General features: G+C 42.3%; 18 protein-coding genes. 15 read left to right on the top strand and 3 right to left on the bottom strand.

Annotated features, from left to right (window positions below):
• From A3774_RS05110 to A3774_RS05125, 4 genes are all read left to right on the top strand, one after another.
• A partial coding sequence (locus A3774_RS05110; RefSeq protein WP_067864160.1) for an Ig-like domain-containing protein occupies positions 1–4,806 on the top strand: 4,806 nt, incomplete at its 5' end.
• Positions 4,807–4,992: 186 nt separating this feature from the next.
• On the top strand, positions 4,993–6,426 hold the full coding sequence (locus A3774_RS05115) for a Wadjet anti-phage system protein JetA family protein (RefSeq protein WP_067864163.1): 1,434 nt from the start codon (positions 4,993–4,995) through the stop codon (positions 6,424–6,426).
• Positions 6,416–7,162 (top strand): DUF4194 domain-containing protein, encoded by a 747-nt coding sequence (locus tag A3774_RS05120; protein ID WP_067864166.1) that lies wholly within the window; start codon positions 6,416–6,418, stop codon positions 7,160–7,162. The genes A3774_RS05115 and A3774_RS05120 overlap by 11 nt, the downstream gene beginning before the upstream one ends.
• A complete protein-coding gene (locus A3774_RS05125; RefSeq protein WP_067864169.1) occupies positions 7,159–10,590 on the top strand; it encodes an SbcC/MukB-like Walker B domain-containing protein in 3,432 nt (1,143 codons plus the stop codon). The genes A3774_RS05120 and A3774_RS05125 overlap by 4 nt, the downstream gene beginning before the upstream one ends.
• Before the next feature lie 73 nt (positions 10,591–10,663).
• Here the strand turns inward: A3774_RS05125 and A3774_RS05130 are convergent, their stop codons facing one another.
• Complete coding sequence (locus A3774_RS05130) at positions 10,664–11,335, bottom strand: hypothetical protein (RefSeq protein ID WP_067864172.1); 672 nt, start codon at positions 11,333–11,335, stop codon at positions 10,664–10,666.
• 183 nt (positions 11,336–11,518) lie between these two features.
• Here A3774_RS05130 and A3774_RS05135 point away from each other — a divergent pair, with 183 nt between their 5' ends.
• From A3774_RS05135 to A3774_RS05170, 8 genes are all read left to right on the top strand, one after another.
• On the top strand, positions 11,519–11,884 hold the full coding sequence (locus A3774_RS05135; RefSeq protein ID WP_067864175.1) for a hypothetical protein: 366 nt from the start codon (positions 11,519–11,521) through the stop codon (positions 11,882–11,884).
• A 36-nt stretch (positions 11,885–11,920) separates the two neighbouring features.
• Positions 11,921–13,273 (top strand): DUF3422 family protein, encoded by a 1,353-nt coding sequence (locus A3774_RS05140; protein WP_067864178.1) that lies wholly within the window; start codon positions 11,921–11,923, stop codon positions 13,271–13,273.
• On the top strand, positions 13,270–13,587 hold the full coding sequence (locus A3774_RS05145) for a BolA family protein (protein ID WP_067864181.1): 318 nt from the start codon (positions 13,270–13,272) through the stop codon (positions 13,585–13,587). Before A3774_RS05140 ends, A3774_RS05145 begins: the two co-directional genes overlap by 4 nt.
• Before the next feature lie 139 nt (positions 13,588–13,726).
• A complete protein-coding gene (locus A3774_RS05150) occupies positions 13,727–13,963 on the top strand; it encodes a YdcH family protein (RefSeq protein ID WP_067864184.1) in 237 nt (78 codons plus the stop codon).
• Positions 13,964–14,077: 114 nt separating this feature from the next.
• On the top strand, positions 14,078–15,856 hold the full coding sequence (locus A3774_RS05155; protein ID WP_231867943.1) for an ABC transporter ATP-binding protein: 1,779 nt from the start codon (positions 14,078–14,080) through the stop codon (positions 15,854–15,856).
• A 20-nt stretch (positions 15,857–15,876) separates the two neighbouring features.
• Positions 15,877–16,992: a phospholipase D-like domain-containing protein gene (locus tag A3774_RS05160; RefSeq protein WP_067864187.1), complete on the top strand. Its 1,116-nt coding sequence runs from the start codon at positions 15,877–15,879 to the stop codon at positions 16,990–16,992.
• 16 nt (positions 16,993–17,008) lie between these two features.
• Complete coding sequence (locus tag A3774_RS05165) at positions 17,009–17,467, top strand: outer membrane lipoprotein (protein WP_067864190.1); 459 nt, start codon at positions 17,009–17,011, stop codon at positions 17,465–17,467.
• Positions 17,468–17,659: 192 nt separating this feature from the next.
• Positions 17,660–18,178 (top strand): RNA methyltransferase, encoded by a 519-nt coding sequence (locus A3774_RS05170; RefSeq protein ID WP_067864193.1) that lies wholly within the window; start codon positions 17,660–17,662, stop codon positions 18,176–18,178.
• Between the two features lie 49 nt (positions 18,179–18,227).
• On the opposite strand, the gene A3774_RS05175 is transcribed toward A3774_RS05170, so the two are convergent.
• Positions 18,228–18,812, bottom strand: a complete 585-nt coding sequence (locus A3774_RS05175) for a YecA/YgfB family protein (RefSeq protein WP_067864196.1) — start codon at positions 18,810–18,812, stop codon at positions 18,228–18,230.
• Positions 18,813–18,938: 126 nt separating this feature from the next.
• Between A3774_RS05175 and recQ the strand changes: the two genes are divergently transcribed.
• The 3 genes from recQ to A3774_RS05190 are packed head-to-tail and all read left to right on the top strand — an operon-like array spanning position 18,939 to position 22,293.
• Positions 18,939–21,062, top strand: a complete 2,124-nt coding sequence (gene recQ, locus A3774_RS05180) for a DNA helicase RecQ (protein WP_067864199.1) — start codon at positions 18,939–18,941, stop codon at positions 21,060–21,062.
• Entirely contained in the window at positions 21,059–21,478 is a 420-nt protein-coding gene (locus tag A3774_RS05185; protein ID WP_067864202.1) for a YqaA family protein, read from the top strand. Before recQ ends, A3774_RS05185 begins: the two co-directional genes overlap by 4 nt.
• Before the next feature lie 32 nt (positions 21,479–21,510).
• A complete protein-coding gene (locus A3774_RS05190) occupies positions 21,511–22,293 on the top strand; it encodes a hypothetical protein (RefSeq protein ID WP_067864204.1) in 783 nt (260 codons plus the stop codon).
• Between the two features lie 34 nt (positions 22,294–22,327).
• Here A3774_RS05190 and A3774_RS05195 read toward each other — a convergent pair whose 3' ends face one another.
• Positions 22,328–22,813, bottom strand: a complete 486-nt coding sequence (locus tag A3774_RS05195) for a DUF302 domain-containing protein (RefSeq protein ID WP_067864207.1) — start codon at positions 22,811–22,813, stop codon at positions 22,328–22,330.
• Positions 22,814–22,915: the final 102 nt, after the last annotated feature.

The following is a 22,915-nucleotide window of genomic DNA, read 5'->3' on the forward strand; positions in this document are numbered from 1 at the left end:
GCGACCAACAACAGTGTGGATACGCAGATCACTGATGACACGGATCCAGGTACGACAGAGCCGGATACAGAAACCGCGTATATCTCCCTAACCGGCCCTGCGTCGGTTATCGAAGGCGATACTACAACGCCATATACCGTAGCTGTGGATCAACCTGCAGCCGATGTTGCCACACCGATCACAGTAACCTTCACCTACAGCGGTGTTGCCGCCGATGGCACAGACTTCACGGGTGTTGCGAGTGTTGATATCCCAGCGGGCAGCAACTCAAATACCTTCACCATCGACACCTTAGATGATGTGTTGGCCGAAGGTGCTGAGAGCTTCACCATCGAAATCGATAGCATCACTGATACGAACTTCGAACATATTGCTGAAGATACGACTAATAACAGTGTTGAGACCACCATTATTGATAATGATGGCGCAACCGTGTCGTTAACCGGCCCATCGTCTGTTATCGAAGGGGATACCACTACGCCGTATACCGTAGCTGTTGATCAGCCAGCGGCCAGCGTAACGACCCCGATTACCGTGACCTTTACCTACAGCGGTGTTGCGGTGGATGGAACAGACTTCACGGGTGTTGCGAGTGTTGATATCCCAGCGGGAAGCAACTCGAATACGTTTACCATCGATACCTTAGATGATGTGTTGGCCGAAGGTGCAGAGAGCTTCACCATTGCAATCGATAGCATTACGGATAGTAACTATCCTGCGATCGGTGCAGATAGCACTAACAACAGCGTTGAAACGCAGATCACTGATGATACCGATCCAGGTACGACAGAGCCGGATACGGAAACCGCGTATATCTCCCTAACCGGCCCTGCGTCGGTTATCGAAGGCGATACTACAACGCCATATACCGTAGCTGTGGATCAACCTGCAGCCGATGTTGCCACACCGATCACAGTAACCTTCACCTACAGCGGTGTTGCAGCGGACGGTACAGACTTTACCGGTGTGGGCAGTGTTGATATCCCAGCGGGCAGCAACTCAAATACCTTCACTATCGACACCTTAGATGATGTGTTAGCGGAAGGTGCCGAGAGCTTCACCATCGCAATCGATAGCATTACCGATACGAACTTCGAGCACATCGCTGAAGATGCGACCAACAACAGTGTTGAGACTGAAATTACCGATAATGATCATGCGCCTGTAGCGGTTGATGATCCTGATGGAGGTTCAATCTCTGGGGGACTTGCTTCTGAGTACTATGGTTACCGTGAAGGTGTTGATGGCGGCAATTTAATTAGTCTTCAGCAGGTTAAAGACTATGTGGCTGCAAATGAAGCTGAGATTACATTTATCTCAACGCAAATTAATTACGGGTATACCGATACCAATGCTAATAACCGTTATGACTCCGGTGAAGTTGTGGGTACCGGAGATCTTGCTGATGATGTCACCTCATCCGGTAGTGCTCCGTCGAATCTTGAATGGTTCTTGAAACAAGATGCCGCTTCAATTCAAGGAACGAGTACACAAGAGGCGACAGATGGTGTGATTCATATGTCAGGGTTGATTGATATCCCTGCTGATGGTTCATATACATTTGATGTTCAGCATGATGATGGGTTTGTAATTTATATTGATGGCGTTGATATTTTTGAATATGACGCGATTACTTCGCCGACTGAATCGGTTAAAAGTGTCGATTTAACGGGTGGCCAACATACTGTCGAAGTATTCTATTGGGATCAAGGAGGTGATTATGTATTTGATGTTCAGTTACTTGATTCAAGTGATAATAATATCTGGGTAACAGAAAATCTTTCGACTCCAATTAGCTCACCGATCACGACCGATGAAGAGACGCCAATTCTCATTGACTTAGATGATAATGACTCCGATGTGGATGGTGATTTAGATCCTTCTTCAATTGTAATTCAAACTGATCCTGCTAATGGCTCTGTGGTTGTTCATGGTGATGGGACGGTTACTTATACGCCGAACGCTAACTTTTATGGTGTAGATACCTTTACATACACTATTAAGGATTTGGCAGGTCATGAGTCCAATGTCGCAACAGTGACAGTTGCTGTGAATCCTATAAATGATATCCCTCAGCTATCTGTTCAAGGACCTTTGAGTATCTCTGAAGAAGCTATACCGTCTTTAGGTGCACTTGAAGCTGATGATAGTGGGGATACAGCTAGCGCTTCTGGTGTAATTACAATTGTCGATCCGGATAATTCTGAGTTCGCTATTAGTTTGTCAGGCCCTGCTGGGGTTACTTCTGATGGAAGTCCTGTGACTTGGACATGGGTTGCTGATACAGATGAGTCCAACTCAATACAAGGTGTTTTAACAGGTACTAGTAATGCTGGCGTAGATGTAGCCACTATAACTCTGAACGACACAGTAGATAATGGAAATGGGAACTATAGTGCCCAGTATGATGTTAATTTATTAGCAGGGATCGATCATGAGGAAGCGAATGGTGAAAATAATGAAACACTAACATTTGCGGCAACGGTATCTGATGGCTTATCTGCGCCGGAATCTGTCGACTTAGTTGTTAATGTGGAAGATGACACCGTTAATGCATTTGATATCAACCAAAGCTTAGTCGGTGAACAAGAGATAATTACCACTAACTTACTTCTTGTCTTAGACCGCTCAGGTAGTATGGCCGATGACTATTATAATGATGATTTATATTACTTAGAGATAGCTCGTGACGCCTTAAAACAGCTTATTGATTCTGCCGATGGGGCCGGTAATGTCAACGTAATGATTGTTGATTTCTCGAGTGGTACGGATAGTAGCGGCTGGGTTGTTGATGATGTTGCTGCCGCTTATGAGTATTTAGATAATCTTATTGCAAGTGGTGGTACTGAGTACGATACCGCGTTAAATGCGGTAATGTCTGAATACGAATTAACTACACCACCGCCAGCTGACCAGACGTTCACTTATTTTGTAACGGATGGTGTGCCTAACAGTAGTCATGGCGTTGACAGTAGTGTCAGGTATACGCCGGAAGGAAGTTCTTCATCGTTGAGCGGCACAGATGCTTGGGAAGCTTTCCTTGATGACAATGGAATTACTGAATCTTATGCAATAGGAATCGGTAACGTTTTAAGTAATAGTAGCAGTGCTATTAACCATCTAAACGATGTTGCCTATTCGGCTGATACAGCTTATGTAGATGCTAATAATAGCAATACAGCAGAAGAAAACACTATTTTGCTTTCTGACCCTAATGATCTAGCAAATGCGCTTCTTGAAGCGTTTAGTAATGATTCTATTAGCGGTACTGTTGAAAGTACGCTGGGTGCGGCAGGCGATAGTGGTTTCGTTCTAGGTGCCGATGGAGGTCAGGTTACCTCGATTACAATTAATGGTGTTGTATATAGCTATGATCCTGATACTCAGGTTATGAGTGCAGATCCGTCTACTGTTAGCCTCGCAGGCTTAGTTTCGGGTGCTAATAATGAAATCCTTACCGTTGAGACAGATATAGGTGGGGATATGATGTTGAACTTCATTACGGGTGAATATAGCTACAACATTACTGTTACTACCAGCTTGTTAGGCTCGCAAGAGTTGTTCGATATTCAAGCCGTAGATAATGATGGAGATACAGCTATCTTAGCTATGAAGTTGGATCTTGATTTCACAGCTCAGCTCGATGCTAATCGTGACAATGTGATTACGAATATAGCAGACGGCTCTCCAGTCGTTATTCCTGAGATTGCAATTTTGCATAATGATCAGGAAGATGGCGGAGTTATTACGAGTGTTGATAATGCTCTTGGTGGGATTGTTAATGATGCGGGTGATATTATTTTCACTCGAGGTGGCGGACTGTCTGAAAGTGACTTCTCTACCTCTACTGCAGCAGCCATTATTACTGAGGATGAATCAGCCAGTCCTAATAATACAATGGCGAATGCGGTTGATATGACGGATCGGAGCTTGTTTAGTTCGAATAACTCTAACTTGTCCGGATTAAATCAGTCGGGCTATGCAGCAGCCTTTATCGGTCAGCTAAGTTCTTCAAACGATGAGGATTGGTTTGAGATTACCTTGGCTGAAGGGGAAAGCATCCACTTCGATATTGATAATGCTTCTATAAATACTAGTGTTAGTGTTTATGATGCACAGGGTAACTTTGTAACAACCATTGGGGAAAATAATGGTAGTGCTTACGATGATTACACTGCTGATGCTGATGGCAATTATTTTGTCAAAGTTGATAGTCCAAATAATGGTGTTGGTTCCTATGAGTTGTATATGGCTATTGATACATCTGATGCGGACTATACCGCTGCCTCATTCGAATACACATTAGGCTCATCAGGATCTGCGAATACAGATTCTACGATTGTTGATATCACTACAGTGTCAGGTAACTCACTGGTTGGAACAGAGTTCGATGATATCTTATTAGCAGGTACAGGCGATGACAGCTTGTCTGCTGGTGATGGAGATGATGTGCTTATTGGTGGCGAAGGTAATGACATTCTAACGGGTGGAGCAGGTGAAGATCTGTTTGTTTGGTCTAAATCTGATTTAGGTACAGGCACTAACCCAACAGTTGATCAGATTACTGATTTTAATACTGCAGAGAATGATGTAATCGACCTGTCTGATGTTCTATCTGATGGATCGCATACACTAGATGCCGTTATGAATTCTGGTCATTTACAGCTGACCATTACTGACTCCTCCTCAAATGAGGTTGTGCAACGGGTGGATGTGAATAACTTATCCGTAAGTAATGATGCAGAAGCTCAGAATCTACTAACGACCTTGTTAACCAGTAACAATATTGATGATGGCATTGTTTAATTCAGTGCTAATCAAGTGAAATAAAAAGCACCCGAATCGGGTGCTTTTTTTTATCTAAAAATAATATTAATCAATAGGATAGGGTTTCTTCATTTTTGAACCCCTTTTACCCCTTATCCCTATGCGATTTTTCCGTTAGAATCGGTGGTTATTATTCAAAAAAATAACGCTGCGGATTAACGCTGAATGCTTTTTAATAAACTTCCTGATGATCTGTTCTTACCTTTGTCGGGTCAAAATCGGCAGGTATATCAGGCTGTACTCACCTCATTGGCTGATCTGTTCTTCGATGAAGACCTTGTAGACCCGTTTGTTCCTAAAGATTTAGTACGTTCGACTATTGAAGCTGCTGTAGTCAGGCTCGGTGTTAGACGTTGGGAGCCTGAAGAAGGGGATACAGAAGAGGAACAGCAAGAAGTACCTCGCTCAACGGCGGAATATACTAGCCGTATTTATCGCAGGCTAGTGTCCACCGGATGGTTGGAAGAGGAGCAGCGTATCTACCGTGTGTATGTCCTACTCTCTCCAGCAAATAGCTTTTTACTGCGTACTTTAGTGTCTATCGCTAACTTAGAGAAAAGAAGCTATGGCGGGGCCGTACTGAACGTCTTGAGCTCTTTAGAGTCTGCGGTTAATGACCCTGTTGGGCGTGGTATTACTCTATCTGAGGCTGCGCAAACTGCTGCTGATTTTAGTGCTCATTTAACGGATATGATGCTTGGGTTGCGCGAACTGAAGATTAATTTGTCGCTCACTAATAACCCGCAAGAGATTGTGCGTAACTTTTTTGATCGATTTGTAGAGCATATACTGGTTTCTGACTACAAAACTTTAAAGACAAAAAACAATCCGTTCCGCTTCCGTCAGCAAATTTTATCTCTGTTGAGAGAGCTACAGTTCGATACCATTAAATTACAACAACTGATTATGCACTATCAGCAGCAGTTTGAAGTGGATATTCATGACGCTGAAGCGCGTGTGCATCAACATATTAATCGTATTATTCGCATTTTTGATTCGGTTGATCAACGCTTGGCCACAATTGATGATTTTCGTTACCGTCTGGAAAAACGGGTTTCGGATACCGTGCGTTATATGGATAAAACGACGCCTGGGATGGCTTCGCGGTTGTCCCGTGTGATTGCAGATATTGCGCAAAAAGCTGGTCGTGAGATACCTAGGGTCAAGAGTTTAGAAACGGTTGGTTTTCTGGCCCCTGGCAGTGTACGTGCGCCGATTAAACGTCGGATCGCTGCTGAACCACGGGTGATTACAAAGCAAGAGATTGATCCTAAAGTTTTATATTTACGTCAGCTCTTTAAAGAATATAAGGAGCGTCGAGAAGTTAAAATTGATCGCGTCGAAGCTTATCTTGAACGTCATCTGATTGGACGAGATAAGGCTGCTGCGAAAGATTTTGAAATTGATTCCATAGAAGATTACATCTGTTTTAGTTACATCAGACATATGAAGTCCATGGGCAAAAAAGCGAGAAAAACCAGCGACCGTTACAATATTAGTTTTAACGAAAACTACGTTAACGTTGCCGATATGGTTGAGTGTCGGGACTTTTGCATAACAAGAAAAGAGCATTCAAAGGACGTTTTAAATGCTAGGTGATCTGCAGAAAATTATTGGTCGTAGCGATCAATACCAAGCGAGTGATTTCAGCCGTGCGGCGAATCAACTGCTGACAAATCAGTTCCTTTATGCGGAACGTCCAGGGCATAGAGAAAGCTATTTCTTAGTCTCTTCACATGTGGATTACTTTACCAATCTTTTTGAAGCGATTGGTTGGAGCTTTATCCATCAACCGGACGAAGCCTATATGGGGATTTTACCTAAAGGCGAAGAGCGCTTTATGCGGTTACGTCTTGATGAATCTTTATTACTGTTATGTATTCGTCAGCAATATGAACAACGTTTAGAGAATTTCGAGGTCGAAGGTGGACAAGCTTATACCAGCACAGATGAGTTATTGACGCTGTATGAGAACCTGACGCGTAAAGAGATTCCAAACGAAACACGATTAAAAGAAATATTGTCTTTATTCTCTCGTCATGGGGTCATTGAGCGTGGCAAGCCGGATGAGATGGATCCTAAAAATATCCCATTAAAAATTAACCCTGTTATTCGCCAAGTAGTGGTAGAAGATTTTATCCGTCAATTAGAAGGCCTTTGTGATCAAGATGAGCAGGATGCAGAGCTTGTTGTAGATACAACCGCGGATGAAAATACAGAGCTAAGTGATGGGCTTAGTGAGGTTGAAGAGGTTGAAGCATCAGCAGCCTCGACTGAACCGGAAGAAACCATGACAGAACATAGCAGCACGGATGATGAGGTAACAACACCATGAAGCAGCTAAACCGTATTATTATGGTTAACTGGTATGTCCTAGGTGCCGTTGAAATACCGATTAAGGGTAATGTTGCTGTTGTGGGGCCAAACGGCTCCGGTAAATCATCGCTTTTAGATGCGATCCAAACGGTGCTTATGGGTGGTAATAAACGTCACCTAAGTTTTAACGCCTCAGCCGGTGAAAAGAGTGAACGTAGTCTTCGCACATACTGCCTAGGTTTTTTGGATGATGATGGTAAGAAAAATACCGCTCGTCAAGATTCCCTCTGCTATCTGGCGTTGAGCTTTTTCGATACAGAAACCGCTAAAGAAACAACCGTAGGCTTAGCAATTAGTGCCTCAACGGCTGCAGCGGATGAAGATATCTTAGGGCGTTTTATCTTGCCGGACTGTGCTGTATCACTGGATGATTTCACTGAAAAAACAGGCGAAGGCCGTTTGCCTAAATCGTGGGAGCATGTACGTGGGCATCTGTTAAAGCAATGTCCAGATATGATCTTAGAGAAACGTTCTAGTCGCTTTGTCAGGGAGTTAGTAACACATTTAAGTTATGACCCTGAGATGCCGAATGATGATGATAAATTCGTTAAAAACTTTAAGAATGCACTAAAGTTCGTCCCTATTGATAGCCCGACACGTTTTATCCGTGAGTTTGTACTGGATGAAAACATCGTACATGTGGGCGCTTTCCGTAAATCGCTCGACGAATACCGTGCGATGGAAACGAAAACTCGCGAAGTGGCTAACCGTATTGGTGAACTTGAAAAAGTTCAAGAGCTTTGTAATGGCATTCAGCGTAACGTGAAAAATGCTCTCGAATATGAGTGGGTAGTACATGAAACGCGTTTTGAAAATGCAGACCTTAAAAAAGAGGATGCAGCTGAGCGTTTAGAGGACAATCACGAAAAAGAGATCGAACTGCAAAAAGAACTCGAAAATAAGAGCGATAAACTTAATAAGATTATGCAGCATTTGGCTGATGCACGGGCTGAATTAAATACCTCAGATTCTGCGCATAAAGTGAAAGCTCTCGAATCCTCTATCACCGCAAAAACCCATGAAGTGAATGTTGTTAAAGAACGGATTCAGGCGGTCTACAGCTTGATGCGAACAACCGTTGGGTTTGCTGAAAACTCAGAACTATTACCAAAGAAGTTCGTCCCTGTTGTGGAACAGTGTGTTGCTCAATGGCGCTCCGGGCAGGATATTATAGCGGATTTATGGCCACAATCGCCGGTGGAGGTCGATAATGTTTTGGATAATCTGAAACAACAGATAGAAGGTGTTCGTCGTGAAGTATCAAGACGATATGAACACTCTGTTATTCGGATTAATGAGTTACGTTCAGATATTCAAAATCAGAAAAATGCGGTTGAGTCTCTGCGCCAAGGTCATGCGCCTGTACGTCGTAATACCCGAGAGTTAATGGAGCTATTGCAGGAGTACGGTATTGAATCAACGCCTATCTGTGAATTAGCCGATATTAATGATGATAAGTGGCGTATTGCTATTGAGTCCTTCCTCGGGGCACGTCGAGAAGCATTGATTGTCGATCCTGATCGAGTCAAAGAAGCCATTACTCTTTATCGTCGTAAAGGTCGTCACCTTAAAGGCTGTCGTATTGTGAATACGACTAAATCCGGTGAATGGCTCAGCCGTTATAAAGCCGGTTCTTTAGCTCATTTTATTGATACCGAGAATGACCATGCCCGCGCTTATATGAACCGTGCATTAGGTGGTGTTATGGCAGTTGAGACGGAAACCGAGCTACTTCGCCATGAACGTGCCTTAACTTATGATTGCATGTTGCAAACAGAAGGGTCGACAACAGCGATTAATGAACAACAACCTATAATGGGTATACGTCGTCGTTCAGACCAAGCCGCTTTACAAGGTAAGCAAGTGGATCAATTGATTACTGAATTCTCTGAATTGGGTAAAAATCATGATGCGCTAGAAAAATTACGTGATGCGTTAATTACACTAAATAACGGATTAGATAATGTTAACGAACGTGTCTTTGACCTTGTTAATCAGCGCGAGCAGTTAACAACAGAGATTGAGGGGCAGCGCCAAGCAATTACCGACCTACGCAATCATGATGATACAGGGATCCAACAGCGCATTGCTGACTATGTGGCGGAGCAGAAAGAAACGGAACAGATGCAACGTTCCTTGATGGATAAACTGCAAAAAGTGCGTACCTCCATTATCAAAGATAACGCAGCGCTAGAAGTCCTTGATACCGAGTTGGAAGAGCATGCCGTAGCTCGTACCAAGTGTGAAGCGAGTGCAGACTATGATGCTCAGTCAGCCCAAGAAAAACGTGATTATCTCGATGAAAGTTGTTCTGGTGAATTAGAGCGTATTATCTTTGAAGCGGCGAAAAAGGCTCAGTCTGAGCTCTCTTTGCATGAGAAGAAGAAAAATGCCGTTCGTGATGGTGTTGCACAATATAAAGCTAAATACCATGGTGGCGGTTTAAGCCATCAGCAGCTGGACAAGGTGACAGCAGATTCGAGCCATGAAGAATTGGCCGCGTTTGTGGATGAAACCGTTCAGGCACTTAAGGATTCTGAACTGGCTAACTACAGCCAAAAAGCGGAGCGGGCTCGTTTAGAAGCTGAAACAGCTTTCCGTTCAGATTTTGTCGCGCACCTGAATGATCAAATTAACAAGATAAAAGATCTTATTCGTGAATTAAATCAACATCTTAAAGGCCGTCCTTTCCATAAAGAGATGTATAGCTTTGAGATGATGCCGAACCCTGAGTTGAAGGATATTTTAGAGCTGGTTGAAGCGTACACACAGATGGATTCGGCGAATGTAGGGTCATTATTTGATCTTAAATTTGACAGTGATAAGCCCCATAAAGATGCTTTAGCGAAAATCCATGAAGTGTTAAAAGATGAAGGGGAGAGTAGTTTGTTACAAGACTACCGTAACTTCTATAACTTTGAATTAGTCGTTAAAGACCTTGATGGTAATCGTAAGACAACATTAACTCAGCGTATAAAAACCGGCTCGGGTGGTGAGCACCAGGTTCCTTTTTATGTGGCGATTGCAGCTGCACAAGGGGCTACTTACCGTCTTAGAGAAGGTAGTGATGGTCAACCTTTAGGTGGTATGAGTCTTTCTGTCTTTGATGAAGCCTTTAATAAATTGGATTCAGAAAATACAGTAACCTCACTTGGCTTTATGAGTGATTTAGGTCTACAGACTATTATCGCAGCGCCGGATGAAAAGTATTCATTACTAAGTTCATGTATGGATACCATTATCAACGTTTGTCGTGATGGGCGAGTGGTAGATTTAGATGTAGAGTTCCCAACTCAACGGGGACGAGAGCTTCTAAATTCAGATAACCCTTTGAAAATGATTGCTGACTTAGAGCCTGATGCTGCAATAGATTTGGTTGAATCTTAGACACTGAAATAGTTAACTAACGTAGATAAACAAGGCGCTTTTTAGCGCCTTTTCTATTATTGGAGGTGGGCTGTTAATTAGTTTTTCGTTTCAGGCGAGGTGATGGCCAATGTAGTTGAGGGATTAAACTAATAAATGGTCGCTTTCCTCGGAAAATATGTAAACGTCCAGCATGCATTTTCCCTACACACCGTTCAGCGGGATCTAAAAGTATAAGCTTAAGTTCATTGATTGCTAGGGGCGATAGATTTGAAAGTGGCTTTTGTTCGTTCTTCAAATCGGAAAATTGTTGGTTACTGATCAGTTGATTAAGTGTCATCGGATCCCAAATATCCGGTAAAGCCATTAAAGGCTCCAGCAGTCCTAAACGTGTGGGGGGTATTATGCCGCGCTCTCGACTGAAATATTTACGGACGCTTAGGTCTGTGTGGACTTTCAATAAAGAATTATCGCGAACATTACTACTAAAATCCATCTCTTCAAGGCCCAAAATAATCGTATTGAGGCTCCAATTACAGCCTTTAATTAACCGCCATACAGGCTCCATACTCGTTCTTGAGCCTAAACTATATTTGATAGCATCGTGATCTAAGGTCGTATTAGATAAAAGAGTGATTATTAAAAAGCTGGATTGGAAATCTAATAAACATTCAGGCGTTTCAATAAAACAGTAGGGCGTTTCCCTACGACAGAAAGCCATCCATTCATCACGCGTGTTAAGTTGTTGAAGTACTGGGATAATCACTGTTAAAGCCTAAAACGAATGTTGTTTTCTATACGGGTCAAGAGTAGTAGGCTAAAAATCCACATCGACTGGGTGTAAACTCCGTCTCTTTGCCCCTAGAGGGAAATTTATGAGCTGTTATGATGGGTATAAAACCACAACCGTTTGTTACTGCGAGTATAACGAAAGCAAAGGATAAGAACCATGAAGTTGCTGAATCGTTCAGCGTTTGTTGTGCTACCACGAGAACCCTTTGCAAATTGGACTAATAGCCTTGATGTGGATGCTGATGGTTTACATCAGTGTTTATCTCTAGAGGAGCAAAGGCGGGAAGGTACTGTATATCTTATCGCAGAGGTAAGCTCCGAAGCTGATTTTAGTAAAGCGTTAGAAGCCCAGTGGTTACAGATTTTTCAAAATGAACTTTCTGCGTGGGATGAATTAGGGGATTATTGGCCCCATGAACTGACTTATGAATCGTTTAAACAGTGGTTTGATGTTTATCCGCAAATTATGGCGATAGATTTAAGTTCCCTGCCATTAATGATGGCTAATTTAGACGAACTTTAAGCGTTAACGTTTGTTTGATCTTTTTGGAGTACATAGATGGAACAACCAGTAAAGCCTTATGGGTTGCATATGCATCCTATGCGAGAGTCCTTATACAGTGAGTTACACTCTCGTCCCTTTCAGGTAATTCAGAGTCCTTCTCGAATTACCCACTTGGCTGTTATGTGTGATTCTGAGGAAAGTCAGCAGCAATTTGAGCACCTTAAGGAACTGTATCATCACTTTGGAGTGACTCCACCGCAGGTTGATGAACTTTGTTATCACTGTGATTTTGATAAATTACGGATACGTCGTGAAAAACATATGGAGTTCACGACCTATACCTTTATCAATACAGATATAGAGCAGGGCGGGAATCCTTTTGAAATTACCGGCTTAACCCCTCTGCCTGAAGGCTGGTTAGCAGATATTCCCGGTACTGTGATGTGTGCTTTTCATTTGTCAGTTGAGGATGCACGTCAAACACAAGAGCTGAATCTGCCATTAGTAAAGCGCTTTTTTGAGGGTATGCGCTTAGTAGGTAGTAGCCCTCAAGATGGGGATGCCCGTGTTTGGACAACATTTCAGACTCATGGAGATGGCTTTGGCCGTTTTCTTATCTATAACAAACAGATGAGTGATAGCCAATTAGGACGATTAGCGCAGCGAATTATGGAGATTGAAGTCTATCGATTGATGTGTCTACTCTCTTTGCCTACTGCGCGAGATATTAATCCTACATTAGGGGCTATGGACCAGAAATTAGCCGATGTAACTTATAATTTAGCCCATAGTAAGGATATTGATGAACAGGAGCTATTATCACGGTTAACCGATATGGCTGCTTGGGTCGAAGATTGTCGTGCGAGAGCCACGTTTAGGTTCAGTGCCACTTATGCCTACCATGATCTTGTCATTAAACGTTTAGAAGAACTACGTGAGGATGAGGTCTCTGGACATTTAACAATCACGGAATTTATGACTCGTCGACTAACGCCCGCCGTTAAAACTTGTCGAGCAACAAGTAATCGTTTGGAAGACCTTTCACGACGTATTGATCGTGTTGCTGAAATGATGAGAACGCGTGTTGAACTTTCGATACAGTCGCAAAACCAAGAACTGTTAGCGTCAATGGATCAGCGTTCGAAAGTGCAATTGATGATGCAGCATACGGTAGAAGGTTTATCGGTTGCAGCGATCAGTTACTACACTATAGGCTTGCTGAAATATTTATTAGAGGCACTATATAATTCAGGTATAGAGTTAAATAAAGATCTGATTATGGGTATATCTGTGCCGGTGGTAATTGGTTTGGTTGCGTTTACTACACGAAAAATACATAAACATTTCTTAAAAATGGCAATAGACCAAGTAGCCAAAGCCGAGAGTGACAAGAAGGTTAAAAAATGAGCATTGAAGCAATTATTAAAACTAAGTTGGAAGCGGGATTATCTATTGCCCATCTAGAGATTGAAAATGAAAGTCATATGCATTCAGGGCCGGCAACCGATTCCCATTTTAAAGTGACGATCGTCTCTGAGGATTTTGCAGGTAAGCGCTTAGTTCAGCGTCATCAACTAATATATGGCTTGCTTGCAGAAGAGATGAAGCAACCAATACATGCTTTATCAATGCATTTGTTTACCCAGTCTGAGTGGCATAAAAAGGGAGAGACTGTTATGCCTTCCCCTAAATGTTTAGGGGGGTCAAAAGCAGATCATTAAGCTTAGAAAGCAAGGTGAAGTTGGTTAAGCTTAAGGCAAAGTTGTTTGAATCAGAGTGTTGATGCTTGTCAATGTTTTCAGTTAGGTAGAGGAGGAGACTGAAGACATAAAGAAGCAGAATAAATATAAGGGGAACCTAATGCCTATTGAACACCATGCTTTAATTAATGATTTTCCAGAATACCGTGAACGTATTCATGACTTAAAAATGAAAGATGATCGGTTTGCTAGTCTTTTGGGTGAATACCATGAACTAACAAAGCATGTAGAGCATATGGAAGCGGAAATTGAAGCTGTTAGCACTCAGGTTGAAGAGGAGGCGAAAATAAAACGTCTGAAATTGAAAGATGAGTTATTCGCCATGTTACAAGCCTAACCTTGTAATCGTTTAAAATGATAAAAGCCTGCATTTAATAATGTGGGCTTTTTTGTTTATATGAAATGCATAAGCTCCGTTATACTGAGCCTATCTAGACGATAGGGAGCTAATGTGAAAAATTTTTATGATTGGCGGTATATACTCGATGTCGCTATGGAGCATCGACGAGAGTTAATAAAGGCAAATATTATTGCTCTATTCGCGGCTATTGCCTCTGTGCCTTTGCCTCTTTTCTTACCTCTGTTAGTCGATGAGGTCTTATTAAATAAACCTGGTTTTATCGTTGAAACTATCAATCCGCTCTTTCCGGATGATTGGTTAGGACCTGTGCTCTATATCAGCGTGATTTTAATAGTTACCTTATGTCTTCGTTTTATCGCCTTAATGTTTAATGTTTGGCAGGCGAGGCAATTCACTATTATCTCTAAAGATGTGACCTACCGCATTCGTGAGGGACTTTTACAACGCTTAAAACGCATATCTATGGCTGAGTACGAAACTCTAGGGAGTGGGACTGTTACCTCTTATTTTGTAACCGATTTAGATACGATTGACCGCTTTTTAGGTAGCTCCTTAAGCCGTTTGTTAATTGCCACATTATCAATCATAGGAACCGCTGCCATTTTATTATGGATGCATTGGCAGCTGGCCCTCTTTATTCTCTTTTTGAATCCCGTGGTTATCTATTTCACTACATCTATAGCTAAGAAAGTTAAACACCTAAAAAGGCGTGAAAATAAAGCCTATGAATTATTTCAGGCGGCATTGACTGATACGTTAGATAATATTCAGCAAATTCGAGCCTGTAATCGTGAGCAACATTATTTATCACGTTTAATTGATGATGCTCGCGTTGTCAGAGATCGCTCTAGTGCTTTTGAATGGAAGAGCGATGCTGCTAATCGTTTTGGCTTCGCTATTTTTATGGTGGGGGTGGATCTATTTAGAGCATTATCGATGTTAATGGTGGTGTTCTCAGATCTGTCTATTGGTGAAATGATGGCTGTTTTCGGTTATCTATGGTTTATGATGTCGCCAGTGCAAGAGATATTAGGTATCCAGTACAGCTTCTACAGTGCTCAAGCCGCTTTGCAGCGAATTAATAGCCTTTTGGGTTTAGCTCAAGAACCTGAATATTTGTTACAGCATAACCCGTTTGAAGGTAAGCGAACTGTTTCTGTCAGTCTACAAAACATCCATTTCAGTTACATGGATGATCAACCCATACTTAAAGGTGTCTCACTTAATATAGAAGCGGGACAAAAAATTGCTTTAGTTGGTGCAAGTGGAGGCGGTAAATCAACATTGGTACAAGTGCTGTTGGGGTTATATCCGGCAAATGAGGGTGAGGTATATTTTGATGGTATCTCTGTAAAAGAGATTGGCTTAGCCTGTGTTAGAGATAATGTAGCCACTGTTTTACAGCAACCCGCGTTATTTAATGGCACGATTCGCAGCAATTTAATGATGGGGCAAGACTTTAGTGAAGCTCAGCTATGGCAGGCATTAGAGGTGTCTCAACTAAAAGGTTTTGTGGAAAACCTTGAGAGCGGCTTGGATGAACGAGTGGGGCGCCAAGGCATACGTTTATCGGGAGGGCAACGCCAGCGCCTTGCCGTGGCACGTATGGTGCTTAGTGATCCTAAAGTTGTTGTGTTAGATGAAGCGACCTCAGCTTTAGATTCAGAAACAGAAACTTCATTACATCAAGCTTTAGAAACATTCCTGAAAGGTAGAACAACTATCATTATTGCTCACAGGTTAAGTGCTGTGAAACAAGCTGATCATGTTTACGTATTTGAAGATGGAAAAATATGTGAACAAGGGCAGCATGAAGAGTTAATAAACAATAATGGCTTGTATGCACGGCTTTATGGTGATTATCAATAAAGCGGTCTTAAGGTTGTATAATGCGTAAGCAGTTTGAGTGGCGAGAAGATAATAAAGTTGAACTACTAGTCGATGGTGAAAATTTCTTCCCTGTAATGTTGGCTGAGATCGAAAAAGCGCGATATAGCTTGTTACTGGAGTTTTATTTTGTCTCTTCTGGTGTGATTACGAGCCGTTTTGTTCAAGCACTGATTAGAGCTGCACAACGCGGTGTTATGGTTAAATTGATCATTGATGATTTTGGATCTTATCGCTTCTCCAATGCAGACCGTGATGTGTTGAAGGCAGTAGGTGTTGAAATCGTTGTCTATAACCCACTGCATGTGAGCAAATTTACTCGAAATTTTGCCCGTGATCATCGTAAACTACTTGTTGCTGATCAGCGAGTCGCGTTCATCGGCGGTACAGGGTTGAGCGATGTATACTGGTTAGCAGATGAAGCGGGTTGTCCTTGGCATGACCTCATGGCTCAAATTGAAGGGCCGGTTGTAACAGACCTTGTCAGTATGTTTAATGAATTATGGCAACGTTGTACAGCTCAGGTTTTGTCTCCCGGCGGTAGCGTGGAACAAAAAGGTTATTCGAAGGTCAGAGTATGTACTGTTCAGGGACTCTATCAGCAGGATATAAAAGCAAGTTTTTTGAAAAGAGTGAACAGTGCAAATAATAATGTATGGTTAATGACCGCTTATTTTTTACCCTCTTTTTCTATGCGGCACGCTTTACGGCGAGCTGCAAAAAGGGGAATAGATGTGAGATTAATTATTGCTGGGCCCCATACCGATCAACCTTGGGTATTCCATGCTTCTAAACGATATTACAGTCGTTTATTAAAAGCAGGTGTACGGATTTTTGAATATCAACCGAGATTCCTTCATGCAAAAATGTCGGTAGTTGATAGCTGGGCAAGTATAGGTTCATGTAATTTGGATCATTGGAATTTACGTTGGAACTTAGAAGCGAATATTGAACTGCATGATGAGCAGTGTTTAGAACAGATGACTCAGTTATTCAATGATGATTTGCTTCATTGCCAGGAAATAACATATGAAAACTGGTCAAAAAGGCCATGGCACCGCCGATTAAAAGAGACCTTATGGGCATGGATCAGCCATTTGGTGCTTAAAATAAGATAGAGAAGGAAGTGGAATTATGAATAAATTTACAATTGCAGCGGCTTTAGCTTGTTCACTGGCACTTACTGGCTGTGTGAATAGTTTAAGTGGAGATACGTATTCTCGTAGTGAAGCACGTCAAGTACAGCAAGTTCAGTATGGCGTTGTGCAGTCTGCACAGCCTGTGGTTATTGAAGGAACAAATTCAGTTGTAGGCGCAGGTGCTGGAGCTGTCGTGGGTGGCGTAGTAGGTTCTAATGTAGGTGGCGGTAAAGGGAAGACCATAGCAACTGTTTTAGGTGCAGTTGCTGGTGGTTTAGCCGGAAAATCAGCGGAAGAATCATTAACACAGACGCAAGGTCAAGAGGTCACTGTCCGCCTTGATAATGGCAATATTATTTCTGTTGTTCAGGAAGTTGCTGATGGCCCAATGTTTAGATCGGGCGATCGAGTACGTGTATTGACTGGAAGTGGCAGTGCTCGCGTAACTTATTAATCGTCTAAAGAATCGATACAAGGGTGGTTGGCTTTGCTATTACCTTGTATCGATCCCTAATAGACACAGTTTGTTGAAAGCTTGTGCGTGATGATTGGCTGTTTAAATTAGTTTTTCTTAATTGTTGCTGTGTATTTTCCTCTCATATAGATTGCTATAAGATGCGTGTTTTTTAATAAGGCTTCTTTGTATATGCCCTGTAATCACCAAGCTCACATCGGATTAACTGACCCTAAAAGCCCAGAAAATGTAGGCGCTATAATGCGTGCTGCGGGGTGCTATAACGCGGCATCCGTGAGTTATACCGGTAACCGTTTTAATAAAGCTCAAGAGCAGGGGCGCCGTTTACAAACTGATACACGTAATGCTGTTGAGCGTATCCCTTTAGAGCATGTTGAATCTTTTAAGCAGGCTATACCTAAAGGAGCACGGCCGGTCGCTATTGAATTGGTGGAAGGGGCAATATCATTAATTGATTATCAGCACCCTGAAAATGCGTTCTATATTTTTGGCCCTGAAGATCGATCTATAGATAAAGATATTGTGGCTTGGTGTGAAGATGTAATCTACATACCTACTGTTGGATGTATGAACTTGGCGGCGACGGTTAATGTAGTCTTATATGATCGGATCGCAAAGTTAGGTCCCAAAGCTGATGGGGATGAATTGATTCGGCGCTCGAGGGATCGTAATAATCAATTAAAAGTATAAAGTTGGCGCAGGCGGTATCTAAAGTAATGAGTGGCCCGCGCCTTTATTGTTACTTCTCAGGTGCGTGGAAGTGTAAGTAAAGATCCACTAACAGCTCTGGAATTTGAGAGCACATCTCCGCACAAAGGTTTTCGTCATCACGTATTTTGTTGATGTCATCTTCGTCAAACAGTTCAGACGCAACCATAATCGGTAGCAGCATTTGGGCTACATCATCGTCGGTTTTATTGGAAAACCAGTTGTCTTCCTGAGTAAATACACCCTCCATGAACGCCTGAGACCACCAAGCAAGTGGCGCAATATCTTCATCTTCCTCTGGATCTAAAGATAGTTCACAAGGAAGCTCAATCTCTCCATCACTGTAAAAGTTGGCACCGATGCTGGCGTAGAGACGTTTTAGCAGGGACATAATCTCTTTTTGTTGAGCGTCTGATTCCCACTTAGGTGTTTCATCAAATACTAATTCAAGCCATGTATCTTCTGGCAGCGGTGTTGGGCTAATATTTAAAGCACAGAAAAGGCCGTGAACACCAATAAGGTCAAGACAGTCTTCCGATACGTGATCTGAATAAAGAAAATCATCCAATTGATCCAACTCAGCGTCGGTCAAGGTATTTGCAGTGTTGAGAGACATTAAACTATTCCATAAAAGATAATGGAATTGATTTTAGCCTGCTAAGTAATAATTAGCAGCTTTTTTGTTTGTCCTAGATGACCTAATTGGAGTGACAAGCTGTCTAGCTTTCTGGATAATCCGTGCATGATTTCTAGCGCCCTTCAGATCTTAAAAGACGTATTTGGTTACGAACAGTTCCGTGAGCCTCAAGCTGAGATAGTTGAGACACTGGTTAATGGCAGCGATGCGCTGGTTATTATGCCTACAGGCGGCGGTAAATCCCTTTGTTATCAGCTCCCAGCATTGATTCGTCCCGGCACCGCAGTGGTTGTTTCGCCCTTGATTGCGTTGATGCAAGATCAAGTTACCGCGCTCTCCCAATGGGGGATCAGAGCAGGTTGTTTAAATTCTAGCTTAGATTTTTCATTAATTAATGAAATAGAGCATCAGTTAAGAGCGGGTGGTTTTGATCTTCTCTATATAGCGCCAGAACGTCTATTACAACCGCGAACGTTGGCTTTATTACAAGAATGCCCTATCGCCTTGTTTGCGATTGATGAAGCGCATTGTGTATCTCAATGGGGGCATGACTTTAGACCTGAATATTTGCAACTCAGCCGCTTAGCTGAATTATTTTCTGGCGTGCCGCGTATCGCATTAACGGCAACCGCGGATCAACGTACTCAGCAAGAGATTGTTCACCGTTTGGCGCTACATGAACCTGCTGAATTTATTCAAGGTTTTGACCGGCCAAATATTCGTTATCGAATTGGTCAGAAAGATAAAGCGAAGCAACAACTCCTTAAGTTTTTAAAGAATGAGCACCCTAAAGATTCCGGCATCGTTTATTGCCTTTCCCGTAAACGGGTAGAAGATACCGCTGAGTGGTTGAGTGAGCAGGGGTTTAATGCACTGCCTTACCATGCGGGGTTGAGAACTGATCTGCGTAGCCATAATCAGCACCGTTTCTTGACCGAAGAAAATATCATTATGGTTGCAACCATTGCCTTTGGTATGGGGATAGATAAACCTAATGTTCGTTTTGTTGCTCATTTAGATCTACCAAAAAGTATCGAAGCTTATTATCAAGAAACTGGCCGTGCGGGACGTGATGGTTTACCCGCTGATGCCTGGATGGTTTATGGTTTGCAGGATGTAATGTTTCTACGCCAAATGCTTGAAGGCTCACAAGCACCGCTGGAACAGAAAATAGTCGAACAACAAAAGTTGGAAGCTATGCTGGGGTTGTGTGAAATAACCTCCTGCCGTCGGCAAGTCCTATTGAGCTATTTTGGTGAAGATGATCATAAGCCTTGTGGTAATTGTGATACCTGTTTAGAACCTGTCCCAATGTGGGATGGTACTGACGCGGCGCGTAAAGCTATATCTGCGGTTTATCGTTCAGGTCAGAGCTTTGGTGTAAACCATGTTGTGGATACATTATTAGGTAAGCCTAATGATAAAACTGAACGTTTCCAGCATCAGAAACTATCTACTTGGGGTATAGGTAAAGATTTAGATAGAAACCAGTGGCGTTCTGTTTTTCGTCAACTGGTAGCGCGTGGTTTTTTAGGTGTGAATGTTGATCAGCATGGAGTACTGCACTTAACGGATCGTTGCCGTCCCCTGTTGAAAGGTGAGGAGAGGATACAGCTACGTAAAGATCAGCGTCAGCATACGCCTTATCGTAAGAATCAAGTACCGCAAAGTAAATTAGAAGCGGCCGATTATGCTTTATGGAATGACCTTAAAGCTACACGTAAGCGTTTATCGGATGAACAAGATGTACCGCCCTATGTGATCTTCCATGATGCAACGTTGATGGAGATGGTGATGTATCGCCCACAAACCTCCGATCAGTTTAGACGTTTAAATGGCGTAGGTGAACGGAAGTTAGATCTGTATGGCGCTGATTTTATTAGTGTGATTGAGCAACATGAGGGTAGTGGTAAGGATGAGGTTGCAAGCCAAGCTCAAGAATCGGTTTTGCTTTATAAAAGTGGTATGACCGTTGATCAAGTTGCACGCCAGCAGCATCTATCTGCCAATGCTATTTATGCTCATCTAGCGCAGTCTATTTTGAAAAAGGAGTTGGCTGTAGATGATGTTATTGAATTACCGAGTAATGAATTCAAAAATATTGAACAGGTCATCTTAGAGTGTCAGCACGAGTATGGCCATGCTTTAAAGCCGGTCTATGATGCTTTGGCCGGAGCTTATGAGATGGGTGTATTGCGTTGTATTAAAGCAAGTATGGATGCCTTGTGAGTGAGGAGCTTAGTTTAACGGCACTGTTTATCAGTGGTTTTATTTCAGCTACTTTATTACCTGGTGGTTCTGAGGTTTTGTTAGCTTGGCAGCTAAATGAAAACATACATAGTGCTACCAGTTTATGGCTAGCTGTAACGGCGGGAAATGTATTAGGTGGTGTTGTTACTTTCTTGATGGGGCAAGGGATAGCGCACTATTTTCCGCTACGTGTTTTTGATAAGCCGCGTCAGCAGAAGGCCCAGAGTTGGATAAAAAAGTACGGCGCCTTCTCTTTGCTTTTATCTTGGTTACCTATCATTGGAGACCCTATCTGTTTCATGGCCGGATGGTTGAAAACAGCTTTTATTTTAAGTGTACTAATGCTTACACTAGGGAAAGCAGTACGTTATCTGATTATTGTTGGCTTGTTTTAAAGCGGTTTAGATAAAAAGTAGGATCTTAAGTAATGTCACAGCGAACGCTATGGGGTAAATTGAGATTAACGATTTTAATCTTAGTGCTATTGGTTGTGGCGTTAAATACTTGGCTCTCTCGGGTTCGTTCTACGGATTGGCAGGAGTCATTATGGGTGGTTATTTATCCTATTAATTCAGATCAACGGGCAGATACTCAGCAATTTATTAACGGATTGAGTGATAAAGATTTTGATGATATTGAACAATTTGTTAGCCGTGAAGCAAAACGCTACGGTATAGTTTTAGATCAGCCCGTTGAGGTTTATCTAGCTCCCCCTTTACCTGAAGACCCACCAAAACCACCTGAACAATCCAGTATTTTAGAGAGCGTAATATGGAGTCTTCATCTTCGCTATTGGGCTTGGAATAATAACAGTTGGCAAGGACCTAGTGCTGATGTGCAAGTGTATCTGCGTCTCTTTTCTCCTCGCAACCATCAGGTTTTAGAGCATTCTCTTGGTCTACAAAAGGGGATGGTGGGTGTCGTTAATGGTTTTGCCAGTGAGGATTATCAAAGGCAAAATGATTTTATTATCGTCCATGAGCTATTACATACTCTTGGTGCAACGGATAAATATGATCTACATAATAACCAGCCCATTTGGCCTGAAGGTTATGCTGATCCAAACCTGTCGCCTTTGCTGCCACAACTTCAAGCTGAAGTTATGGGAGGGCGCATCCCTGTTGAAAAAAGGTTCTCGGTTATTCCTAGTAGCTTAGAGGATGTTGTAGTGGGTGATGAGACAGCAAAAGAGATAAATTGGATAAAATAGCCCCCCTTTTTTTACTTAGCTTAGCGATAACCGTTTATTCCGCTGATTGTGCCTGTTCGAGCGCGTTGACTATGTCATTTTCAAGTTCAATTAATAGAGCTTGGGCGGGGCTGCTTGGCTTCTGTTGACTAGGTCTTAGAAAAAGCACTGTGGTTTTACTGTTTTTATGTAGCAAGGTTACTGATAGAGGGCATAATGCAGCCATCTCAGGGTCTTTATTAAGGATTTGATTAACATACCAAGGATTGCAAAATACTAAGCTTTGAATCTCTTCATAGCCATTTTGGTTATATTGATCACCCCAGCGTTCTTTAAAGTGATTAAGAGAGCTACCTATATTAGGTTCAAAAATCACAAAAAATTTATTGGCATCAAGTGATTGACTGATTTTATCGTAATTTCCCTCAAAATCACCTTCCATCTCTAACTTAAAAACCGGCGAAGCTATGGAAATTGGGCTTAAGGTCGTGATTGTAAATGCAAAACAGATGAGGATAACTTTTCTGGCTAAACGGTTCATGATTAATTTGCCTTAAGATGTCTGATACAGGTTTATTTATATTTCTTTATAGCAGGGATTCCTTGAAAGTGTATCACTTAAAATGTTGATGTATAATTCGCG

It is taken from the genome of Neptuniibacter marinus (assembly GCF_001597725.1).
Lineage (GTDB): Bacteria > Pseudomonadota > Gammaproteobacteria > Pseudomonadales > Balneatricaceae > Neptuniibacter > Neptuniibacter marinus.